At 53.5% G+C, this 21,188-nt stretch carries 18 protein-coding genes; 11 read left to right on the forward strand and 7 right to left on the reverse strand.

The window, feature by feature from the left end; all coding sequences use genetic code 11:
• The gene (gene lnt / locus ADINL_RS09455; RefSeq protein WP_036547003.1) at positions 1-1,488 is read left to right on the forward strand and encodes an apolipoprotein N-acyltransferase; all 1,488 of its coding nucleotides are present in this window, start codon (positions 1-3) and stop codon (positions 1,486-1,488) included.
• On the opposite strand, the gene ADINL_RS09460 is transcribed toward lnt, so the two are convergent.
• Entirely contained in the window at positions 1,456-2,007 is a 552-nt protein-coding gene (locus tag ADINL_RS09460) for a zinc ribbon-containing protein (RefSeq protein ID WP_036547007.1), read from the reverse strand. The two genes, lnt and ADINL_RS09460, sit on opposite strands and share 33 nt — an antisense overlap.
• 160 nt (positions 2,008-2,167) lie before the next feature.
• Between ADINL_RS09460 and leuS the strand changes: the two genes are divergently transcribed.
• From leuS to ADINL_RS16490, 6 genes are all read left to right on the forward strand, one after another.
• Entirely contained in the window at positions 2,168-4,762 is a 2,595-nt protein-coding gene (leuS, locus tag ADINL_RS09465; RefSeq protein WP_036547009.1) for a leucine--tRNA ligase, read from the forward strand.
• Between the two features lie 10 nt (positions 4,763-4,772).
• Complete coding sequence (locus ADINL_RS09470) at positions 4,773-5,309, forward strand: LPS-assembly lipoprotein LptE (RefSeq protein WP_036547011.1); 537 nt, start codon at positions 4,773-4,775, stop codon at positions 5,307-5,309.
• The gene (holA, locus tag ADINL_RS09475; protein ID WP_036547013.1) at positions 5,306-6,343 is read left to right on the forward strand and encodes a DNA polymerase III subunit delta; all 1,038 of its coding nucleotides are present in this window, start codon (positions 5,306-5,308) and stop codon (positions 6,341-6,343) included. Before ADINL_RS09470 ends, holA begins: the two co-directional genes overlap by 4 nt.
• On the forward strand, positions 6,340-6,699 hold the full coding sequence (locus ADINL_RS09480; RefSeq protein ID WP_036547015.1) for a c-type cytochrome: 360 nt from the start codon (positions 6,340-6,342) through the stop codon (positions 6,697-6,699). Before holA ends, ADINL_RS09480 begins: the two co-directional genes overlap by 4 nt.
• Positions 6,700-6,933: 234 nt before the next feature.
• Positions 6,934-8,310: an ammonium transporter gene (locus ADINL_RS09485; protein ID WP_036547017.1), complete on the forward strand. Its 1,377-nt coding sequence runs from the start codon at positions 6,934-6,936 to the stop codon at positions 8,308-8,310.
• Positions 8,311-8,342: 32 nt separating this feature from the next.
• Complete coding sequence (locus ADINL_RS16490) at positions 8,343-8,519, forward strand: hypothetical protein (protein WP_168713132.1); 177 nt, start codon at positions 8,343-8,345, stop codon at positions 8,517-8,519.
• Positions 8,520-8,593: 74 nt separating this feature from the next.
• On the opposite strand, the gene glnG is transcribed toward ADINL_RS16490, so the two are convergent.
• The 3 genes from glnG to glnA form a co-directional block, all read right to left on the reverse strand.
• Positions 8,594-10,021, reverse strand: a complete 1,428-nt coding sequence (gene glnG, locus ADINL_RS09490; protein ID WP_036547020.1) for a nitrogen regulation protein NR(I) — start codon at positions 10,019-10,021, stop codon at positions 8,594-8,596.
• Positions 10,005-11,078, reverse strand: a complete 1,074-nt coding sequence (gene glnL / locus ADINL_RS09495; RefSeq protein ID WP_036547023.1) for a nitrogen regulation protein NR(II) — start codon at positions 11,076-11,078, stop codon at positions 10,005-10,007. Before glnL ends, glnG begins: the two co-directional genes overlap by 17 nt.
• Before the next feature lie 286 nt (positions 11,079-11,364).
• Positions 11,365-12,771, reverse strand: coding sequence for a glutamate--ammonia ligase (gene glnA, locus ADINL_RS09500; protein WP_036547025.1), 1,407 nt, complete (start codon positions 12,769-12,771; stop codon positions 11,365-11,367).
• Between the two features lie 389 nt (positions 12,772-13,160).
• Here glnA and typA point away from each other — a divergent pair, with 389 nt between their 5' ends.
• From typA to ADINL_RS09520, 4 genes are all read left to right on the forward strand, one after another.
• Complete coding sequence (typA, locus tag ADINL_RS09505; protein ID WP_036547027.1) at positions 13,161-14,969, forward strand: translational GTPase TypA; 1,809 nt, start codon at positions 13,161-13,163, stop codon at positions 14,967-14,969.
• A gap of 84 nt (positions 14,970-15,053) precedes the next feature.
• The gene (gene pip, locus ADINL_RS09510; RefSeq protein WP_036547030.1) at positions 15,054-16,004 is read left to right on the forward strand and encodes a prolyl aminopeptidase; all 951 of its coding nucleotides are present in this window, start codon (positions 15,054-15,056) and stop codon (positions 16,002-16,004) included.
• Between the two features lie 3 nt (positions 16,005-16,007).
• Positions 16,008-16,445 carry a D-aminoacyl-tRNA deacylase gene (dtd, locus tag ADINL_RS09515; protein WP_036547032.1) on the forward strand — a complete coding sequence of 146 codons (438 nt, stop codon included), beginning with the start codon at positions 16,008-16,010 and terminating at the stop codon, positions 16,443-16,445.
• Positions 16,446-16,543: 98 nt separating this feature from the next.
• On the forward strand, positions 16,544-17,983 hold the full coding sequence (locus tag ADINL_RS09520) for a sodium-dependent transporter (RefSeq protein WP_036547035.1): 1,440 nt from the start codon (positions 16,544-16,546) through the stop codon (positions 17,981-17,983).
• On the opposite strand, the gene ADINL_RS09525 is transcribed toward ADINL_RS09520, so the two are convergent.
• The 3 genes from ADINL_RS09525 to ADINL_RS09535 all read right to left on the reverse strand — a co-directional run bounded on the left by ADINL_RS09525 (position 17,974) and on the right by ADINL_RS09535 (position 21,154).
• Positions 17,974-18,624 carry a hypothetical protein gene (locus ADINL_RS09525; RefSeq protein ID WP_036547038.1) on the reverse strand — a complete coding sequence of 217 codons (651 nt, stop codon included), beginning with the start codon at positions 18,622-18,624 and terminating at the stop codon, positions 17,974-17,976. The two genes, ADINL_RS09520 and ADINL_RS09525, sit on opposite strands and share 10 nt — an antisense overlap.
• An 85-nt stretch (positions 18,625-18,709) precedes the next feature.
• A complete protein-coding gene (locus tag ADINL_RS09530; RefSeq protein ID WP_036547041.1) occupies positions 18,710-19,693 on the reverse strand; it encodes an alpha-E domain-containing protein in 984 nt (327 codons plus the stop codon).
• A 3-nt stretch (positions 19,694-19,696) separates the two neighbouring features.
• Complete coding sequence (locus ADINL_RS09535) at positions 19,697-21,154, reverse strand: circularly permuted type 2 ATP-grasp protein (protein ID WP_036547043.1); 1,458 nt, start codon at positions 21,152-21,154, stop codon at positions 19,697-19,699.
• Between the last annotated feature and the right edge of the window lie 34 nt (positions 21,155-21,188).

Genomic DNA, 21,188 nt, shown 5'->3' on the forward strand with positions numbered 1-21,188 from the left:
ATGCACCTGAGTGCGGCCCTGGGCCCTCTGCTCGCACTGCTCGCCGGTGCCCTGTCGATTCTTGCGTTTGCGCCCTTTGATATTGCACCGCTGATTCTGCTGGGGCCAGCGGTGCTCTTCGGCGTGCTGCCCAACCATATCAGTCCGCGCCGGGCTGCCTGGATCGGCTGGGCATTTGGCTGTGGATTTTTTGGTGCCGGTGTTTCCTGGGTCTGGGTCAGCATCCATGTCTATGGCGGTGCGTCCTTTCTGCTGGCAACCCTGGCAACGCTGCTGTTCGTCATGACACTGGCACTGCTATTCGCCGCCCAGGCCTGGCTATATCAACGTCTGTTTCATCCGGCTACAGCCCGCTGGCTGGGCTTTATTGCGATCTGGATGGGTTTTGAATGGTTGCGCAGCTGGTTCCTCACCGGCTTCCCCTGGCTGCTGCTTGGCTATGCCTGGCTGGACACGCCTTTCAGTCCACTGGCTGCGGTCCTGGGTGTCTGGGGACTGTCACTACTGACCCTCTGCCTGGCCATCGGCCTGTATCATGCCGTGCGTCAGCGCTCACCCGGTGCTCTGCTCCTGGCGCTGGGCCTCCCCCTGATCAGCCTGCTGTTACCAGACACCTGGACAGACGAACGCCCGGACAGCCAGTTAAAAGTCGCGCTGGTACAACCGAACATTTCTCAGCATGATAAATGGGATGGACGCCTGCTGAGCGACATACTGCAGCAGATGATCGATCTAAGCGAGCCCTATCAGCAAGACCATGATCTGATTATCTGGCCAGAAACGGCAATACCATCACTTTATTATCAGGCGGCACCCTATACAGAGCCTTTCTTTAATCAGCTAGACAGCTACAAAACAACACTGATCAGTGGCTTTCCCTTTATGACCCGGGACTCCCAACAACCGGAAATACCCCGCTTTCATAACAGCCTGGGCATTTTCAGCTATGGCAGCGGCGTCTACCATAAACGCCGGCTGGTACCTTTCGGCGAGTACGTTCCGCTGGAAAATCAGTTACGCGGGCTGATTGAGTTTTTTGACCTGCCAATGTCGGAATTCAGCCTGCCGGAGCACACCGAACTCAGTCTGGATGTTCAGGGGCGCACACTGGCACCCTTGATCTGTTATGAAATTGCCTATCCTGAGCTGACACGCACATCTGCACGTCAGGCCGATATGCTGCTCACTGTCTCCAATGATGCCTGGTTCGATGACTCGCTGGCAGCCGAGCAGCACTTGCAGATTGCCCGCATGCGGGCACTGGAAAATGGTCGCTGGCTACTGCGCGGCACCAATGATGGCATTACTGCACTGGTCGCACCTGACGGTGGACTGGTCGAACGCCTCAGCCGTGAAACAGCGGGGGTCCTCAGCGTAGACGTCCCAGCCATGCAGGGCCAGACACCCTATCAAACGCTGGGTATCTGGCCTGTCTGGCTGTTCAGCCTGGCATTATTAATTGTCGCTCGCTGGCCAAGGGCGCGATAAGCGTTCAAAAATCACCCCGTGACAAGCACTGCAGGGCTCAATCACACCACTCTTGATCAGCAACTGCTGCTCACCGCAGCTGACACATTCCAGTCGGCCCGGTAAGGTAATTTCACCCGCCAGGTACTGCTGCTCGGAATGACTCAATTGCTCCCTGAGCAACTCATGCTGGACCCGGGTTTTGTCTGCCAGCTCCCACAACCGGTTCATTACCGTCTGCTCCAGCGCATTCAGGTCAAAGTTAAGCCAAGCAGCAATGCCTTCACCGGTTTCATGCGCATAGTAGCCAATTTGCTTCAGATCGCGCTCAATATAGGCGTTCAGGAGATCCATCTCGTCGCGGGTCATCTCCTCCGCAGCCATCTCCAATTCAATGGCTTCCTGAATACGCGCTCTGAGCGATTCCCAGGTCGTTTCTCCGGCTTCATCCAGACTGCGCCGCAAACGATCCAGTATCCGATCATAGGCTTCTGGAGCCACTTCGGAATGCTGTACCGGTTTTTTATCTGAATCACGCATAGTCACTCCTTAATCACCCGAGGGTGATGAGATTAAGCCCTGTTTGCAGGCTTGTATATATTGTATGCTATGCCGCATTCAGAAATCTTTCCAATCCAACCGGGTCACTGAAGCCAATCACTGTGTTTTCAGGCCCAGAATTAGGTTTTAACCAGAGACAATGAACGAGCACTATCAGCCACAGGAAATTGAGCCTCTTGCACAAAGTTTTTGGCAAGAGAATGATAGCTTCAAGGCCATCGATGATCCGCAGAAAGAAAAATTCTACTGTCTGTCGATGTTTCCCTACCCCAGTGGCCGACTGCACATGGGGCATGTTCGCAACTACACCATCGGCGATGTGATCTCACGTTACCAGCGCATGCAGGGCAAAAGTGTTCTGCAGCCGATGGGCTGGGATGCGTTCGGACTGCCCGCTGAGAATGCCGCCATCAACAACAAGGTGGCACCGGCAAAGTGGACCTATGAAAACATTGACTACATGCGCAATCAGTTATGCCGCATGGGCTTTGGCTATGACTGGTCACGTGAACTCGCCACCTGCCACCCGGAATACTATCGTTGGGAACAGTGGTTCTTTACCCGTCTGATGAAAAAAGGACTGGTATACAAACGTGAAGCTGAAGTGAACTGGGACCCGGTGGACCAGACCGTACTGGCCAATGAACAGGTCATTGACGGACGCGGCTGGCGCTCGGGCGCCTTGGTCGAGCGCAAGAAAATTCCGCAATGGTTCCTGAAAATCACTGACTATGCCGATCAGCTACTGGATGATCTGGACAAGCTGGAACACTGGCCTGAACAGGTCAAGACCATGCAGCGCAACTGGATCGGGCGCTCTCAGGGTGCAGAGATCAGTTTCCATGTACCCAACTATGGCGATCTGGAAGTCTTTACCACACGTCCGGATACGCTGATGGGAGCCACCTATGTCGCGGTAGCGCCCCAGCACCCGCTGGCACTGCAAGCGGCTGAAAAAAATGCCGATATCGCCGACTTTATTGCCGAGTGCCGTAACATGAAGGTCGCTGAGGCTGACATGGCGGTGATGGAGAAAAAAGGCATAGACCTGGGCATTGAAGCAGTACACCCGCTGACCGGCGAACTTCTGCCCGTCTGGGCCGCCAACTTTGTACTGATGGAATACGGTTCTGGCGCGGTCATGTCTGTACCCGCCCATGACCAGCGTGACTGGGAGTTTGCCCAGAAGTACCAGTTACCGATAAAGCAGGTCATAGCGGCACTTGATACGGCCACCGTCATTGACCTGTCAAAAGAAGCCTACACAGACAAGGGGCTGCTGATCAATTCAGGCGATTTTGATGACCTTGAGTTTGATATGGCGTTCAAAGCCATCACCAGTGAGCTGACTCGCCGCAAACGCGGCAAGGTGGCAATTCACTACCGCCTGCGTGACTGGGGTGTGTCTCGCCAACGCTACTGGGGCGCACCGATTCCGGTCATCAACTGCCCAAGCTGTGGACCCGTACCGGTACCGGAAGACCAGTTACCAGTCGTACTGCCGGAAGACGTCGAATTTGATGGTGTAGGTTCGCCGATCAAACGCATGGACAGTTTCATTCAGACCACCTGTCCATGCTGTGGCGGTGCTGCGGAGCGTGAAACCGACACCTTTGATACCTTCATGGAGTCCAGCTGGTACGCGGCCCGTTTTGCCAGCCGTGATGCCGCGGATGCCATGCTGGACCCGGAAAAGGCCAACTACTGGCTGCCAGTAGATCAGTATATTGGCGGTATTGAGCACGCAATTCTGCATCTGCTGTACTCACGCTTCTACCATAAACTGATGCGTGATGAAGGTCTGGTCAACTCCGATGAGCCCTTCACTCGCCTGCTCTGTCAAGGCATGGTACTGGCGGAAACCTATTACCGTGAAGATGCCCGGGGCGGACAGGTCTGGATCGCACCCACGGATGTCATCACAGAAACCGACGACAAGGGCCGTATTATCAGCGCCCGTCACCGGGTCGATGGTGAACCGGTGATCGTATCGGGCATGGCCAAGATGTCCAAGTCAAAAAACAACGGTATCGATCCCCAGGTGATGATCGATCGCTATGGCGCTGACACAGTACGTCTGTTCATGATGTTTGCAGCCCCGCCTGAGCAGTCACTGGAGTGGTCTGACTCTGCTGTTGAGGGTGCACATCGCTTCCTGAAACGTCTGTGGAAGCAGGTCTTTGATCATCAGGTACGTGGACTCCCGGTCGCCCCGTTGCAGCCGGAGCAACTCAATGAAGAGCAGCGCGAATTGCGACGCAAAGTACATGAAACACTGCTGAAAGTGACTGATGACACCGAACGTCGCCAGACATTCAATACCGCTATCGCCGCAATCATGGAGCTGTCCAACGCGATCGGCCGCTTCCAGGATGTCAGCGAACAGGGACGCGCAGTGCTGCATGAAGCACTGGAAACAGCAGTGCTGCTGCTTTCTCCGATTGTGCCACATATCTGTCACAGCCTCTGGCAGGCTCTTGGTCACAGCGGTGCGGTGATACATGCTCCCTGGCCAAAAGCTGACGAAAGTGCACTGACTCGCGCCAGCGTCGAAATTGTTGTGCAGGTAAATGGCAAGGTCCGTGCCCGTATCGAAGTCGCTGCAGATGCAGACAAGGATACTCTGTTACATCTGGCACTGGCGGAAGAGAATGTGCAGAAGCATATCGGCGACATGACCATCCGCAAACATATCGCAGTACCAAACAAACTGCTCAATATCGTGGTTGGCTAGGAGAAATGCCATGTACCGTCTGACAGTCCGACCTACATCCTTTGCCCGGCTGCTACCTTGGCTGCTACCTTGGCTGCTGCTTGGACTGCTGTTGCTGTCCGCCAGCGGCTGTGGTTTCAAGCTGCGCGGGCTGTATGACATTCCTGAAAGCCTCAAGCGGGTCGCCATTGATGCAGGCTCGCAGCAGGACTCACAACTGTCGCGCACACTGGAACAGGCTCTGGAAGCCAACGGTGTCGTGATCGATAATCAGGCGCCCTATCGCATTGAACTCCTGCAACAAGGCATTACTCGCCGTACGCTGTCACTGGATAGCAGTGCCAGGGCGTCTGAGTATGAATTGCGCGGTGAAGTCACTTTCCAGGTCAGTGATCGTGACGGAAACCTGCTGCTGCCCGAACGCACCTTGATGTCTGAGCGCGCCTATAACGTCGACAGCTCCAACATCACTGCCAGCGATTCGCAGGAACCGATATTGCGCCAGCAGATTCATCAGGATCTCGCTCAGCAGATTATGCGCCAGTACATCCGGATTCAGATGCCGTGAAAACCCGCAGTGACCAGCTCCAGAACGTGTTGCAACGCTACCAGGGTGCAGACGTTTTTCTGGTGCTGGGTGATGAACCCCTGCAGTCACAGGAAGCCAGCGACGCCCTGCGCCGCTGGTTAAGATCCCAGGGCTACAGTGAGCGGGATCTGCACCATGCAGACGGGCACTTCAGCTGGGAACGGATCCTGTTAGGCACTAACGAGCTGTCACTGTTTGCCGAACGCAAGCTGGTTGAAATCCGCCTCGGCGGACACAAGATCAACAAGGCAGACGGCCAGTTGCTGCTTGCATGGCTAAAGGACCCGGCACCGGACACAGCCTTGCTGATTGTGCTGGACAAGGCGGATGCGGCCAGTCGCAAAAGCGCCTGGTTCAAGCAGATCGAGGCGCAAGGACTGCTGGTTGAAGTACACACGCCCGATGCGACACAGCTTCCGCAATGGCTGGCTCAGCGTGCAGTACAACAAGGTCTGCAACTGGATGCTGATGCCCTGCATGTTCTGTCTGAACGCATTGAAGGCAATCTGCTGGCTGCCCATCAGGAGCTGGCTAAACTGCACTTGCTGTTCCCAAATGAACAGATTTCGGCAGAACAGGTAATTGCATCCGTCTCTGACAGCTCACGTTATGATGTGTTTGCACTAACAGAAGCGGCACTGGCACAACAACCGGAACGTTGTGAAAAAATCCTTACCGCATTGATCCATGAAGGGCTTGAAGCACCGGTCGTGCTCTGGGCACTCACACGCGAGATTCGTACCGTCTATACTGTACAACAGGGGCTGCAACAAGGGCAGCCATACGACAATCTGTGTCAGAAAGAACGTATCTGGGGTAAGCGCAAGACACTGGTGCGCAAAGCCAGTCAACAGCTGCAGGCGGGCACTCTGGAACAGATGCTGCAATCAGCCTCTCTGGCGGATCAGGCCATCAAAGGCATGCGCGATGATAACCCCTGGCTGATCATTCGGCACATTACCCTTAAACTGGCAGGCATCAACCTGCTCCCGGTACAGATGGACAGCCTATGACTCGACTGCTCTCAGTTTTTTTGTTGCTGACTCTGTTACTGCTCAGCGGTTGTGACCGTGAGCCGTCTCCAGCCAAAATGACGCGCGGTGATCAGCTGTATGCTTACTACTGCCAGGAGTGTCATACCTACAGAGGTCTGGGCGCAGAACTGCAAAACCTGCCTGCAGGCGTCAGCCAGTTACAGGTTCATGATGTAGTACTGATCATCAAGCATGGCTATCAGTTTGGCCATCCTATGGGACACTTTCCCAATCTAAGCAATGAACAGGCTGTTACAGTTGCAGAATATGCCGTGGAGCTGCGTCGCCGTCAGCGTGAGCAGCGCTTGCAGCAAGAGCAGGAATCAGGCCAGTAAACGCCCCAGAGACAGGCACGTGCGATGAAACCGAGCCAAAATGGCGCACTTTATATCCAATCGTTAACCCCCCTCCTTTACTGAACATCTTGAGTTTCAAGCAATAAGTACATTTATTCCGCCTCCGGTACAGCTTGGCACAAAGACTGCTTATTTTCTCTGTCAGAACTTTTTATAACCCTTAATAAATAAAATATTTGCTAGCCGCCCCGCAACCTGATTGAGGATTGACCTATGGATGAGCTACAACCCCCTTCCCTGGAAGAGCTACAGGCTCTGATCGAGATGACCAACACCCTGAATATGGAGATTTTCTACTGGTGGTGTACAGCCTTGATGGTGCTGATACATGCCGGATTCCTGTCCTATGAAATTGGTGCTTCGCGCCTGAAAAACGCACTGGCCGCCGGTGTCAAAAATATACTGGCCTTTGCCCTGGTCATTCCGATGGTCTATCTGATCGGCTGGGCCATTTACAACGCCTTCCCGGATGGTCTGGTACCACGCATGGATGACCTCCTGGCATCCATGCCTTGGAACGAATCCATGGGCCCCAATATTCAGGATAATGCCACCGGCATTTTCTGGGGGGCTTTTGCTTTGTTCGCTGCCACGACCGGTTCCATTTTTTCCGGTGCCATCATTGAACGGGCCAGAGTCAGTGCGTTCCTGATTCTGGCCATGTTACTCGGTGGCGTCCTCTGGCTGCTGGCTGCGGCCTGGGGCTGGCACCCGGAGGGCTGGCTGACCGTCAAGTGGGGTTATCACGATGTGGGCGCAGCAGGCGTCGTGCATATGGTCGCCGGTTTCTTTGCCCTGGCGGTGGTGATTAACCTTGGACCGCGTATCGGTCGCTTTAACCCCGATGGCAGTGTAAATCCGATTGCCGGTCACAGCATGCCCATGAGTGTCGTCGGACTGATGCTGATTATCGTCGGCTTCTTCGGCTTTCTGGGCGGCTGTATTATCTACAATGAAGGTGGCCAATGGATCAATATCTATGGCCAGCCGACAACCCTCTCCGCGTTTTCCTTTAATACTCTGATGGGCTTTGCCGGTGGCGTCGTCGGTGCTTACCTCATCAGTCGCGAACCTTTCTGGATGATGTCAGGCGGACTGGTGGGAATTATTTCCGTCGCCCCCGGGCTGGATCTTTATCATCCGGGACTGGCCTACCTGATTGCACTGGGTGTCGGCTGCCTGGCCCCGATGGTCAATCAACTGCTGTTACGACTGCGCATTGATGATGCGGTGGGCGCTTTTGCCGTGCATGGCTTTGCCGGATTTGCAGGGCTGCTGATCAGCGGTATCTTCCTGAGTGGTTATCCCAACATGGAAGGTATGGCCGATATCAGTTTCAGCGGACAGCTCATCGGCGCACTGGTGATGGCATCACTGGGCTTCATTCCCGGTTATCTGATCTCTTACCTGCTGAAACAGGCAGGTATGCTGCGTGTTCCGGCACATGCAGAAGAGCGCGGTCTGGATTTAACCGAAGTGCCAGCACAAGCCTACCCCGAGTGGGCCGCCATGCAGGGACAGGCTCCGGTGAAGCGTTTTGAGAATACAACACCGGAACCCGGCATCGCTATGGAAAACAAACTGGCCTGACGCCATCTCACACCTAAGACAGGAGAACGAACATGAGTTTAAAGACATTCGAAGGTGCTGGTGCAGTATTCACGTTTTTTGATCAGCCACTGGTGCTGGGTCTGATCACGTTGGGAGTTGTGGCTGCCGTTGTACTGGTCGTGGTTGCCAGCGCAATCCATGAAAAGCACAGTTTTAGCAGTCCGATGGATCCACGAAAAAACCGTTAAGCAGCCTGTGGCCGACCGACAGCTTGCTCCATGCAGGCTGTCGGTCTTAGTAGCGATATTATCCGGATAACAACTCAGCTGTCGTCATCCTCATCATCAGACTCCATTCCCAGTTCCTTGATTTTCCGGGTCAGGGTATTACGCCCCCACCCCAGCAATTCTGCTGCGTCCCGCTTGCGCCCGGCCGTATGCTTCAGGGCAACTTCAATCATTGCCTGCTCAAATGTCGGCAACGCTTCATTCAGGATCGCTTTGCGCCCTCGCGTCAGTTGCTGATCTGCCCAGCTGCGCAACAGCTGATCCCAGCTACCTCCCACCGGATGCGCGGTTTCGGGACGATCCAGTAATTCAGGCGGCAGATCTGAAATCAACACTTCCCGACCGGACGCCATCACCGTTAACCAGCGGCAGGTGTTTTCCAGCTGGCGCACATTACCTGGCCAGGGCAAGTCACAGATAAACTCTTCTGTTTCCGCCTTGAGTGTTTTCGGTTCGACATTCAGCTCTTCTGCAGAGCGGGCTAAAAAGTAGCGCGCCAGACGAGGTATATCCTCACGCCGCTGCGACAGACGCGGAATATGAATACGTATTACGTTCAGACGGTGAAACAGGTCCTCACGAAAGCGCCCTTCACGTACCAGATTTTCCAGGTTCTGATGGGTTGCGGCAATAATACGCACATCCACCTTGACCGGCGTATGGCCGCCCACCCGGTAAAATTCACCGTCAGCCAGTACACGCAACAAGCGGGTTTGCGTATCGGCAGGCATATCACCGATTTCGTCCAGAAACAGGGTGCCACCATCAGCCTGCTCAAAGCGGCCACGGCGTGCCGCGGCAGCGCCGGTAAAGGCACCCTTTTCATGTCCGAACAGTTCTGACTCAATCAGATCTTTAGGTATTGCCGCCATATTCAACGGAATAAATGGATGGGCCACACGCGGACTGTGACGGTGCAGCGCATGTGCCACCAGCTCTTTACCCGTACCAGAGTCACCATTGATCAACACAGTAATATTGGATTGTGACAAACGCCCTATGGCCCGAAAAACCTCCTGCATCGCAGGTGCTTCACCAATAATTTCGGCGGTATCCGCTTCCATCAGGTCAGGCGCTTTCTCGCGCTGCTCATGGGCATGTTCAACGGCGCGGGCAACCAGCGCAACTGCATCATCCACATCAAACGGCTTGGGCAGATATTCAAATGCGCCGCCTCGGTAAGAAGCAACTGCGCTGTCGAGATCCGAATGTGCGGTCATGATAATGATCGGCATGTTCGGATAATCACGATGAATGCGTTCCAGCATTTCCAGTCCATCCATGCCGGGCATGCGGATGTCGCTGATGATCGCGTCCGGCTGTTCAATGCTCAGGCGTTTCAACAAAGGGTCAGCACCGTCAAACAATGCCGTTTTCAGACCCGCAGAGGCCAATGCCTTGTCCAGCACCCAACGAATTGATCGGTCATCATCAACCACCCAGACATTACCGGTTGTTTTCATGATTCTGCTCCAGTGGTATTAATAATTGAAATCGTGTTTGTCCAGGCTCGGTAGTGCACTCAATCAAGCCTCGATGGCGATTGATAATCGATTGGGCAATCGACAGACCAAGACCCGAGCCTTCTGCACGCCCAGTCACCATCGGATAAAAAATGGAAGACAACAGCTCCTCAGGAATACCGGGACCGTTGTCGATAATTTCGATGGAACACACCAGACGATGGCGCTCTGTACCCAGGGTCATTTGCCGCAGTGCACGTGTACGAATGATAATCGCGGGCTGCTCAGTAGCTGACTCATGCATCGCCTGCATGGCATTGCGCACAATATTGAGGATGGCCTGTATCAACTGTTCCTTGTCACCTGAAAATTCCGGAATACTGGGATCATAGTCCCGCGTAAGCTGAATACGTTCAGCTGACTCAGCACGGACTAAACTGCACACGCGTTCCAGGATGGCATGAATATTCACGCTTTCCAGATGCGGTAATTTATGCGGACCCAGCAAACGGTCCACCAGATTTCGTAAACGATCCGCTTCATCAATAATGACCCGGGTGTAGTCGTGCAACTCTTCATCAGCCAGCTCACGTTCCAGCAGTTGTGCAGCGCCACGTATACCACCCAGGGGATTTTTGATTTCATGCGCCAGCCCCCTGACCAATGAACGTGCAGTGGCATGCCGGGTCAGCAACTCTTCTTCACGCTCTATGCGTAACAATCGATCCCGAGCCTGCACTTCCAGCAACAACCCTATGGTGGGCGTGATATTCACACTGTAGTCAATCAGCAACTCCTGCCCCATGGCATTCATCAAACGGGCTTCGCGCTTGCTGTATGGATGCAAGGTCAAGAGCGCATCTTTCATCAGCTCAAGGTCTTCTTCACTGAACACCAGCCATTCATGGATGGCCTTACCCTGTAAACGACGTGATGATGCTTGCAGCAACATTTCCGCTGCCGGATTCATATACTGGATGAATAACTGCTCATCAAGCAGGATGACCGAGGTGGTCAAATTATCCAGAATTTGCTGATGAATGGGTTTTATGGGCATCAAAAACTCTCCTCTTGCATAGACTTAGCAAGAAAGGTGCCACTTGATAGCAGCTCTTCGGTCCAAATAAGTGCAGAGATTACGGCACTCAGAGCCAGCTGATCATAGAACACACACCTGACTCATGCACTATTTTTGTGCACATGCATTTTTTCGGGTCGTGAATCTGCAATAGGAAGAGGCAATCACGGGCATCGCCGCTCCTGCGCATCCATGCGCTCGCGGCATACCGCACCCTGCACATAAAAAAAAACCTCCTGACGGAGGTTTTTTTTCAAGCTGAATATCAGACTGAGTAGTAGAGATCGAACTCGACAGGGTGCGTAGTCATATTGACACGTTCCACATCGGCACGCTTCAGTTTGATGTATGCATCCAGCATATCCTTGGAGAACACACCGCCCTTGGTCAGGAACTCGTGGTCTGCTTCCAGGGCATCCAGTGCTTCAGTCAGACTGGAAGCCACTGTCGGGATCGCCAGTGCTTCTTCAGGCGGCAGATCGTACAGGTCTTTATCTGCTGGATCGCCAGGATGGATCTTGTTCTGGATACCATCGATACCCGCCATCAACAGTGCGGCAAAGCACAGGTAAGGGTTGGCAGCAGGATCCGGGAAACGTGCTTCTACACGACGCGCCTTAGGCGTAGTGGTGTAAGGAATACGCAGTGATGCAGAGCGGTTACGGGCAGAATACGCCAGCATAACAGGTGCTTCAAAACCAGGTACCAGACGCTTGTAGGAGTTGGTAGACGGGTTACACAGTGCATTCAATGCTTTAGCGTGCTTGATAATACCGCCGATGTAGTAGAGTGCATATTCACTCAGACCACCGTAGCCGTCACCCGCGAAGATATTCTTGCCATCTTTGGACATGGACAGGTGAACATGCATACCTGAACCGTTATCACCTACCAGAGGCTTAGGCATGAAGGTTGCTGTTTTACCGTAGGCATGCGCAACGTTGTGTACGCAGTATTTCAGAATCTGAACTTCGTCCGCTTTCTTGACCAGGGTGTTACCACGCACACCGATTTCACACTGACCAGCAGTCGCTACTTCGTGGTGGTGAACTTCGATAGTCAGCCCCATGGCTTCCATGGCATCACACATCGCGGCACGCAGGTCGTGCAGAGAATCGATTGGCGGAACAGGGAAGTACCCCCCTTTCACGCGTGGACGGTGACCGGTATTACCACCTTCGATTTTGTGGTTAGACGCCCAGGAGGCTTCTTCAGAAGAAATGGTGTAACCGCAGCCACCAATATCCGCATGCCAGGTCACTTCATCAAATACGAAGAATTCAGGCTCCGGGCCCAACATGGCGGAGTCAGCAATACCGGTAGATGCCAGATACTGTTCTGCACGCAGTGCAACAGAACGCGGATCACGGTCATAACCCTGACCTGTTGCAGGCTCGACGATGTTGCAGCGAACAATGATGGTCGGCGCTTCAGAGAACGGATCCAGGATAGAGGCGGAATCATCCGGCATCAGGATCATGTCAGACTCGTTGATGCCTTTCCATCCGGCGATAGAAGAACCATCGAACATTTTACCTTCTTCGAAGAAGGAATCACCCATATCTGACACAGGGATGGTCACATGCTGCTCTTTACCTTTGAAATCGGTGAAACGCATATCCACCCATTTCGCATTGTGTTCTTTAATCAGATTCAGAGTATGCTCTGACATAGGACGCTCCTACATTGCTTCAATATAAATTGCTATAAGCCGGATCCGCCGGTTTCATGCCGACACGACTGCTTGAAATTAATAAAGCAAACCCCGTGCCAGCCGCTGAAACCCTGTTATTTCCAGCAAATATAACCGTTACAGCCTTTCGCGCCATCTTTTTATGCACCACAAGAGTGCATATTAGATTAAATCAGCACCTAAACAGTGCATCGAGGCCCAGTAAGTTCTGTTAATGTGCATCGACTCGCTAATACTACGCCAATTCAGGGTTTCTTGCGCTATCGCAGTGCACCATTTTGATTAAATCACCTGAACAAACTTTCGTCGATTGTTCCGACAGAGTCACGTATAATGCGCCTCTTTACAAAGAAATCTGGAACACTCCTGTGATCGAAAACCTGAGAAATATCGCCATCATCGCCCACGTTGACCATGGTAAAACCACCCTGGTTGATAAACTCCTGCAACAGTCCGGTACACTGACACGTCGTGACGAAAGTGCTGAACGTATCATGGACTCCAATGACCAGGAGCGTGAGCGCGGCATCACCATTCTGGCCAAAAACACGGCTATTAAATGGAACGACTACCGTATCAATATCGTTGACACCCCCGGGCACGCCGACTTCGGCGGCGAGGTTGAACGTGTACTTTCCATGGTGGACTCTGTGCTGCTGCTGGTCGATGCGGTAGATGGCCCGATGCCTCAGACCCGTTTCGTTACTCAGAAAGCCTTTGCCCAGGGTCTGAATCCTATTGTGGTCATCAACAAAATTGACCGTCCCGGTGCACGCCCGGATTGGGTTATGGACCAGGTATTTGACCTGTTTGACAATCTGGGGGCGACCGATGAGCAGTTGGACTTCCCTGTAGTTTATGCGTCAGCACTGAACGGTATTGCCGGTCTGGACCATGAAGCTATGGCCGATGACATGACGCCACTCTTCGAAGCGATCGTCAAACATGTGCATCCACCGCGCGTTGATGCAGATGGTCCATTGCAGATGCAGATTTCAGCACTGGACTACAACAGTTATGTAGGCGTCATCGGTGTGGGTCGTATCTCTCGTGGCCGCATCAAAACCAACACACCGGTCAAAGTAATCGACAGCCATGCTGGGCTGCGCTCAGGTCGCGTATTACAGATCATGGGTTACCACGGTCTTGAGCGTGTCGAAGTTACTGAAGCAGAAGCCGGCGATATCGTGTGTGTCACTGGTCTTGACCAGCTGAACATCTCCGACACGCTGTGTGATCCCAACTGCGTTGAGGCACTGCCCGCGCTGTCAGTTGATGAGCCTACCGTTTCCATGACCTTCCAGGTCAATGACTCACCTTTCGCAGGTCAGGATGGCAAGTTTGTCACCAGTCGTAACATCAAGGAGCGCCTGGAGCGTGAACTGATTCACAACGTTGCCCTGCGTGTAGAGCCAGGCGAAACACCGGAGAAGTTCAAGGTTTCCGGTCGTGGTGAGCTGCACCTGTCAGTCCTGATTGAATCCATGCGTCGCGAAGGCTTCGAGCTGGGTGTTTCCCGTCCTGAAGTTATTCAGAAAGAGATCGATGGCGAAATCCGCGAGCCTTATGAGCTGGTCATGCTGGACGTTGAAGAACAGCATCAGGGCTCGGTCATTGAAGAACTGGGTAAACGCAAAGGTGACATGACCAACATGGAAGTGGATGGCAAAGGCCGTGTCCGCGTTACCTTCATGATCCCGTCACGAGGCCTGATCGGTTTCCGCAGTCAGTTCATGACCATGACCTCTGGTACCGGTATCATGACATCGATCTTCGACCACTATGGTCGAGTCAAAGACGGTGAAATGGGCGAGCGTAACAACGGCGTACTGGTCTCGATGGTCAATGGCAAGGTACTGGCTTTCGCTCTGTTCAATCTGCAGGACCGTGGCCGTCTGTTCATCCCACCAAATATCGATGTCTACGAGGGCATGGTTATCGGTATCCACAGCCGCTCCAATGACCTGGTGGTCAACCCGACCAAAGGCAAGCAGCTGACCAATATCCGCGCATCCGGTACTGATGAAAACATCGTGCTGACGCCGCCTATCCAGTTCTCACTGGAGCAGGCTCTGGACTTTATTGAAGATGACGAACTGGTTGAGGTGACACCGAACCACATTCGTATCCGCAAAAAGTTACTGAAAGAAAACGAACGCAAGCGCAACAAAAAGTAACTCTCTGGTACACTGAAAGGGCAGCTTAAGGCTGCCTTTTTGCTGTCTGTCACTTTCACGCTGCGATTTCTGGAGTCCATGATCATGCGTACGCTGTACCCTGACATCTCGCCCTATGCTGAATACTGGCTGGATGTCGATTCAACACACCGCCTCTATGTTGAGGAAAGCGGTAATCCATCAGGCATCCCGGTGATTTTTATTCACGGTGGTCCCGGCGGCGGTACATCAGCAGCACACCGATCCTTCTTCAATCCCGAACGCTACCGTATCATTCTGTTTGATCAGCGCGGCTGCGGACGCTCAACGCCTCATGCCAGCCTGGAAAATAACACTACGGCAGATCTGGTTCAGGATATGGAGAAGATCCGCGATCACCTGAATATCGACACCTGGCTGCTGTTTGGCGGCTCCTGGGGCTCAACACTGGCGCTAGCCTATGGCCAGGCACACCCGGAGCGGGTCAGCGGCATGATCCTGCGTGGTATTTTTCTGTGTCGCAAGCAGGATATTGACTGGTTTTATCAACAGGGCGCCAGCGCGCTGTTTCCGGATTACTGGGCCGACTACCTGCAACCCATCCCGGTTGATGAGCGCCAGAATCTGTTACAGGCGTACTACCAGCGCCTGACATCAGATAACGAGATCGCACGCATGGCAGCTGCCAAGGCCTGGTCAATCTGGGAGGGACGCTGCTCGACGCTACATCCCAATCAGGATATCGCCCAGCATTTCGGCGAACCTCATGTCGCCCTGGCCATGGCGCGTATTGAAGCGCATTATTTCTATCACGGCTGTTTCATGCGCGAAAATCAGCTCATCGAAGATGCCGGGAAACTGCGTGACATCCCGATCACACTGGTGCATGGGCGCTACGATGTCGTCTGCCCGATTGAGCAGGCATTTGCCTTGCATCAGGTGCTCCCGCATGCGGAGTTCAATATCATCCGTGATGCAGGCCATTCGGCGTTTGAACCCGGCATCACGGATAACCTGATTCGGGCAACAGATCGCTTCGCACGCCAGCAGGCCTGACCGATGAAAGGTCTGATCCAGCGTGTCAGTCATGCCTCAGTCAGCGTCGACCAGCAGCCAGTCGGCAGTATAGGTGCCGGTCTGCTGCTATTACTGGGCGTGGAACGACAGGATACTGAACAGACCGCCGACAAGCTGCTGCATAAGCTGATCAACTACCGGGTGTTTGCCGATGCCGAAGGCAAAATGAATCTGAGCCTGCTGCAAACTGGCGGCGGTTTACTGATCGTCTCCCAGTTCACCCTGGTAGCCGACACCCGTAAAGGACTCCGCCCTGGCTTTTCACAGGGCGCGACACCCGCTGAAGGCGAACGCCTGTATCACTATTTTATACAGCAAGCCCGGCAGCAACTGCCACAAGTAGCCAGTGGCCGCTTTGGTGCCAATATGCAGATCAGCCTGTGTAACGACGGTCCGGTGACTTTTTTACTGGAAAGCTGATCTGAGTCGATATAATTACCTGACGAACCCGGTGATTTTCTGTAAAATCGCGCACTTTATTGCGTCTTTAGTCTAATCTATTCTGGAATTTCTCAACCATGAGTTCACCTAAAATCTGGACCCACAAAGGCACCTTCCTGCTGGCAGCGGTAGGCTCTGCCGTAGGACTGGGTAACCTGTGGCGTTTCCCTTATCTCACCGGCGAAAACGGCGGTGGTGCGTTTATCCTGGTCTATGCCTTAACCATCGCGTTAGTCGGCATCCCGATTCTGATCGCAGAAACTCTGCTCGGCCGCGCCAGCCGCAAAAGCCCGATCATGGGTATGCAGTATCTGACCGAGTCACACAATACCAGCCGTAACTGGCGTGCGATTGGCTGGATGGGAGCCTTTGCGGCGTTTATCATTCTCAGCTTCTATTCCGTTATTGCTGGCTGGGCAATTCATTACACCGGGCTGATGTTCTCAGGGTCCTTAGTGGGTGCCGATGCGGCCACCATTGGTGAGTCCTTTGGCGACCTGCTGGCCTCACCCGGACTGTTGCTGACCTACCACACTCTGTTCATTCTGGCATCCGGACTGATCGTGGGCATGGGCATTCATAAAGGGATCGAAAACGGTCTGCGCTTCATGATGCCCGCCCTGTTTGTCATCCTGCTGATCGTACTCGGTTATGGCGTGGTCGCAGGCGATGTTGGCGCTGCGATGAGCTTTCTGTTTACCTTCAACCTGGCTGACCTGAGTCTGGAAGGCTGGTTACAGGCCATGGGGCAGTCCTTCTTCACCCTCAGTCTGGGCATGGGCGCCATCATGGCATACGGTGCATACATGTCCAGTGAAGCATCGCTGACACGCACAGCCATCTCGATCGCATTTGTGGATACTGCCATCGCGCTGCTGGCTGGCATTGCGATCTTCTCGCTGGTGTTTGGCAGCGGTCTGGAAGCCGGACAGGGGCCGGGATTGATGTTTGTCACCTTGCCGATTGCCTTTGCGGAACTGCCTGCAGGCTGGCTAATTGGCGGCGTATTCTTCATTCTGGTTATAGGTGCGGCAATTACCTCCTCTATCTCACTGGTAGAGCCTGTAGCCGCTTACCTGGTAGAGCGCTTTGGTCTGAGCCGTCCGATTGCGGTCACGCTGATGATCACTTTTTGCTGGCTTCTCGGATTGCTGACCGTATTCAGTTTCAACTACTGGTCAGAAGGCACTATTACGCATGACTGGTTTGGACGTTCGCCTTTCGATGTACTGGAGTTCATCACCAACATTCTGATGCCGCTGGGCGGTCTGTTGATTGCCTTGTTTGCGGGCTGGGCATTGAGCCGTGAAGAAGTGCTGCGCGAGATGTCAACCAATGATACCTGGTTCCAGTGCTGGCAGTTCCTGGTACGTTTTGTGGCACCGACCGCCGTTGCGTTTGTCTTCCTGCGCACCATGCCACAAATTGATGGTTATCTGATCCCGGCAGTGGGATCGGTCCTGCTCATCGGTGCATTCACCGCTGGCAGAACCTTTATCCAGCAGCGTCAGTCGTAAGACGCTGATCCCTGTTTGTCCGCTTGCCAATGCAGGCGGGCAAACAGCACCGAGCCGTACAAAACCAATACATAACCCAGTAATTCCAGCCCCTCCTGCACTGAGTTCTTTACCAGTGCTGGCGCATTCATGCCCGCTCCCGAATCAAGAATGGCGCTCCAGAGTGAACCGGTACCAAAGATGCGGCTAAAGAACAGGACGATTGCCAATCCAGCCAGGATGTAGGCAAACGGATAAGAGCGCGTCGCTTCAGCCATGGCGGGAACCACTGTACGCCGACAGATAGCTGCCAGCCCAAGGCTTAACAGCACAACCAGTGCGACCGGATACTTCCAGAAACCATGCCGGATCATATCAAACAGATAATCCAGCTCACGCAGCCACATGGACAGCAGCAGTCCCGCAACCAGAATCAGAAAACCTCGCTGTTCTGGTAACCTGAACGCCATCACATAGATTAACAACGTAGATGCCAGCAACATCAGTTCCTGACTGATCTCAGTAACACCATGTTCAGGCATACCATGCTTGAGCACCGTCACATCCAGAATAACGGCCACAGGTGCCCAGAGCATGCCCAGTACCAGCAACAGAAAGCTCAATGCAGCCTGCTTGATCCTTTTCAGATCGTTATTTTCCATCTGCGCCTCTCTCCACAGGATTCAAAAGCGCTATTGTCATCCAGACAGCAGTCCTTTGTCGAGGCGCGACTCAGTGGCCAGCAAGTCAGGCCGAGGTTTGCCGCTGCGCCAGCTCCGCCAACGCACGACTTTCCTCCACCAAGCGGAACCAGGTATCTGCAATCTGATCATGCAACTGACTGATATCAATCTGTATCTCATCGATAAAGTCATGCAGTTTATCTGGCTCTGCAGCCAGTAATGAGACATCGGCCTGGGTCAGATCCTGCCGGCAGTGTTCAACCGCAGCCAGAGCATTGGCACTGCCCGGAAGGGTTTCCAGTTCCCGGCCTATGCGTGCGATACAACAGGCTACCGCCCGGGGAAAGCGCTGATCCTGCAACAGGAAACGCAGCACATCCGGTCCACGAACACGCAAACGTACATGCTGACGGTACATCTGAAAGCCTGTCAATGACTTGAGTACACTGACCCATTGCAGCGTTTCGAAGGGTGTAAAATCATCTGAATTACGTGGCAACAAATTGGCAGAACGCACATCGATGATACGGGTCGTCATATCGGCACGCTCGATCTGACGTCCGAGCATCAAAAACGTGCGCGTCTGGGTGTAACTCAAGGTACCCGCAATCATGCCATTGACTGCCTCACAGCTGCGAATGACCCGGTTCAGAAATACATCACGGTTACGAGGATTAATGCCGGACTCCACCTGGTGGCTGACGGTCAGGTATAGCTGGTTAACCTCCTCCCAGATACGACGCGGCATCACATCGCGTGTGGTGCGCAGGTTTTCTCGCGCCGCGGCCAGCGAAGCGATAATAGAACCGCTATAACGCCGGTCACCACAGAGGAAGTTCAACACACTGGTTTCATCGCGCTCACTGTAGTGTTGATCAAACACCTCTTCACTGCCGGTAATGGTTACCAGGGTCGACCAGCCCAGTCGATTGGCACGCGGAAAATCCAGTAATAAATGACTGTTAACACTGATCAGACGAGCAGTATCCTCTGCACGCTCCAGATAGCGCGCCAGCCAATACACGTTTTCAGCAACTCTTGATAACATGGCTCAGCCCTCTTTCTCGTCAACAATCCAGGTATCTTTACTGCCACCCCCCTGAGAGGAATTTACCACCAATGAACCTTTGGTCATGGCGACACGGGTCAGACCACCGGTTGTCACATAGGTCTCACCACCTCCCGACAGGATAAAAGGCCGCAAATCGACATGGCGCGGTTCCATGGCATGACCACACAGCGTCGGCGCTGTCGATAACTTCAGGGTCGGTTGCGCCATATAGTTGCGCGGATTGGCACGAATCAGTTCAGCGAAGGCTTTACGTTCACGTTTGGTAGCATGCGGACCGATCAACATGCCATAACCTCCTGATTCATTCGCTGGTTTGACCACCAGCTTGTCGAGGTTGGCCAGTACATACTCCCGATCCTCCTCAAACATGCACAGATAACTGGGCACATTGGGCAATAGTGGTTCCTGATCGAGATAATAACGAATGATCTGAGGCACAAAGGCATAGACAACCTTATCATCAGCCACACCTGCACCCGGTGCATTAGCCAGCGCCACCTTGCCAGCACGCCAGGCACGCATCAGGCCCGGAACACCCAGCATGGAATCCGGATGAAACACTTCGGGGTCCAGAAACATATCGTCAATACGACGGTAAATGACATCAACACGCTGCAGGCCATTGACTGTTTTCATGTACACGCAGTCATCATCACTGACCAGCAGATCCGAACCCTCGACCAGCTCCACTCCCATTTGTTGTGCCAGATAGGAGTGTTCGTAGTAAGCAGAATTATAAATACCCGGGGTCAACACCACGATCTGAGGATCATCCCCCGGCCGGGGAGACATGGATGCCAGCATGTCAAACAGCTGATCTGTATAGTCATCCACTGGCTGGATCCGCCCGGTTGCAAACAACTCTGGCAAAACTCGCTTGGTGACATTACGGTTTTCCAGCATATAGGAAACGCCGGACGGCACACGCAGGTTATCCTCCAGCACATAGAGCGTCCCGTCATTGTCACGTACCAGATCAGAACCACAGATATGTGCCCATACACGGTGTGGTGGCGAAATGCCGACACACTGGGGACGGAAATTCACTGACTGGGCCAGTACCTCAGCGGGTACGACACCATCTTTGATAATACGTTGATCGTGATACAGATCGTCAATAAACAGATTGAGCGCCTGGACACGCTGGCGCAAGCCCGCTGCCGTTTTCTCCCATTCAGGGCGCGGTATGATTCTGGGTACCGGATCAAAAGGCCAGGCTCGATCAATCATGCTGCCTTCTGTATAGACCGTGAAGGTGATCCCCATGGTCTGAATTGCAACATCCACCGCATGCTTGTGCTCTATCAGCTCAGCGGCTTCCAGTTTCTCAAAATAATCACACAGCATTCGGGCCTCAGGCCTGGGCTGTCCGGGTGCGGCGATCAACTCATCATAAAAACCATTGCACGCATACTCTTGCCAGTTCACTTTCGTCATAGCGTGTATCCACTGTTGTCATCTGAACGATAGT

This window comes from Nitrincola lacisaponensis (assembly GCF_000691225.1).
Taxonomy (GTDB): Bacteria; Pseudomonadota; Gammaproteobacteria; order Pseudomonadales; family Balneatricaceae; genus Nitrincola; species Nitrincola lacisaponensis.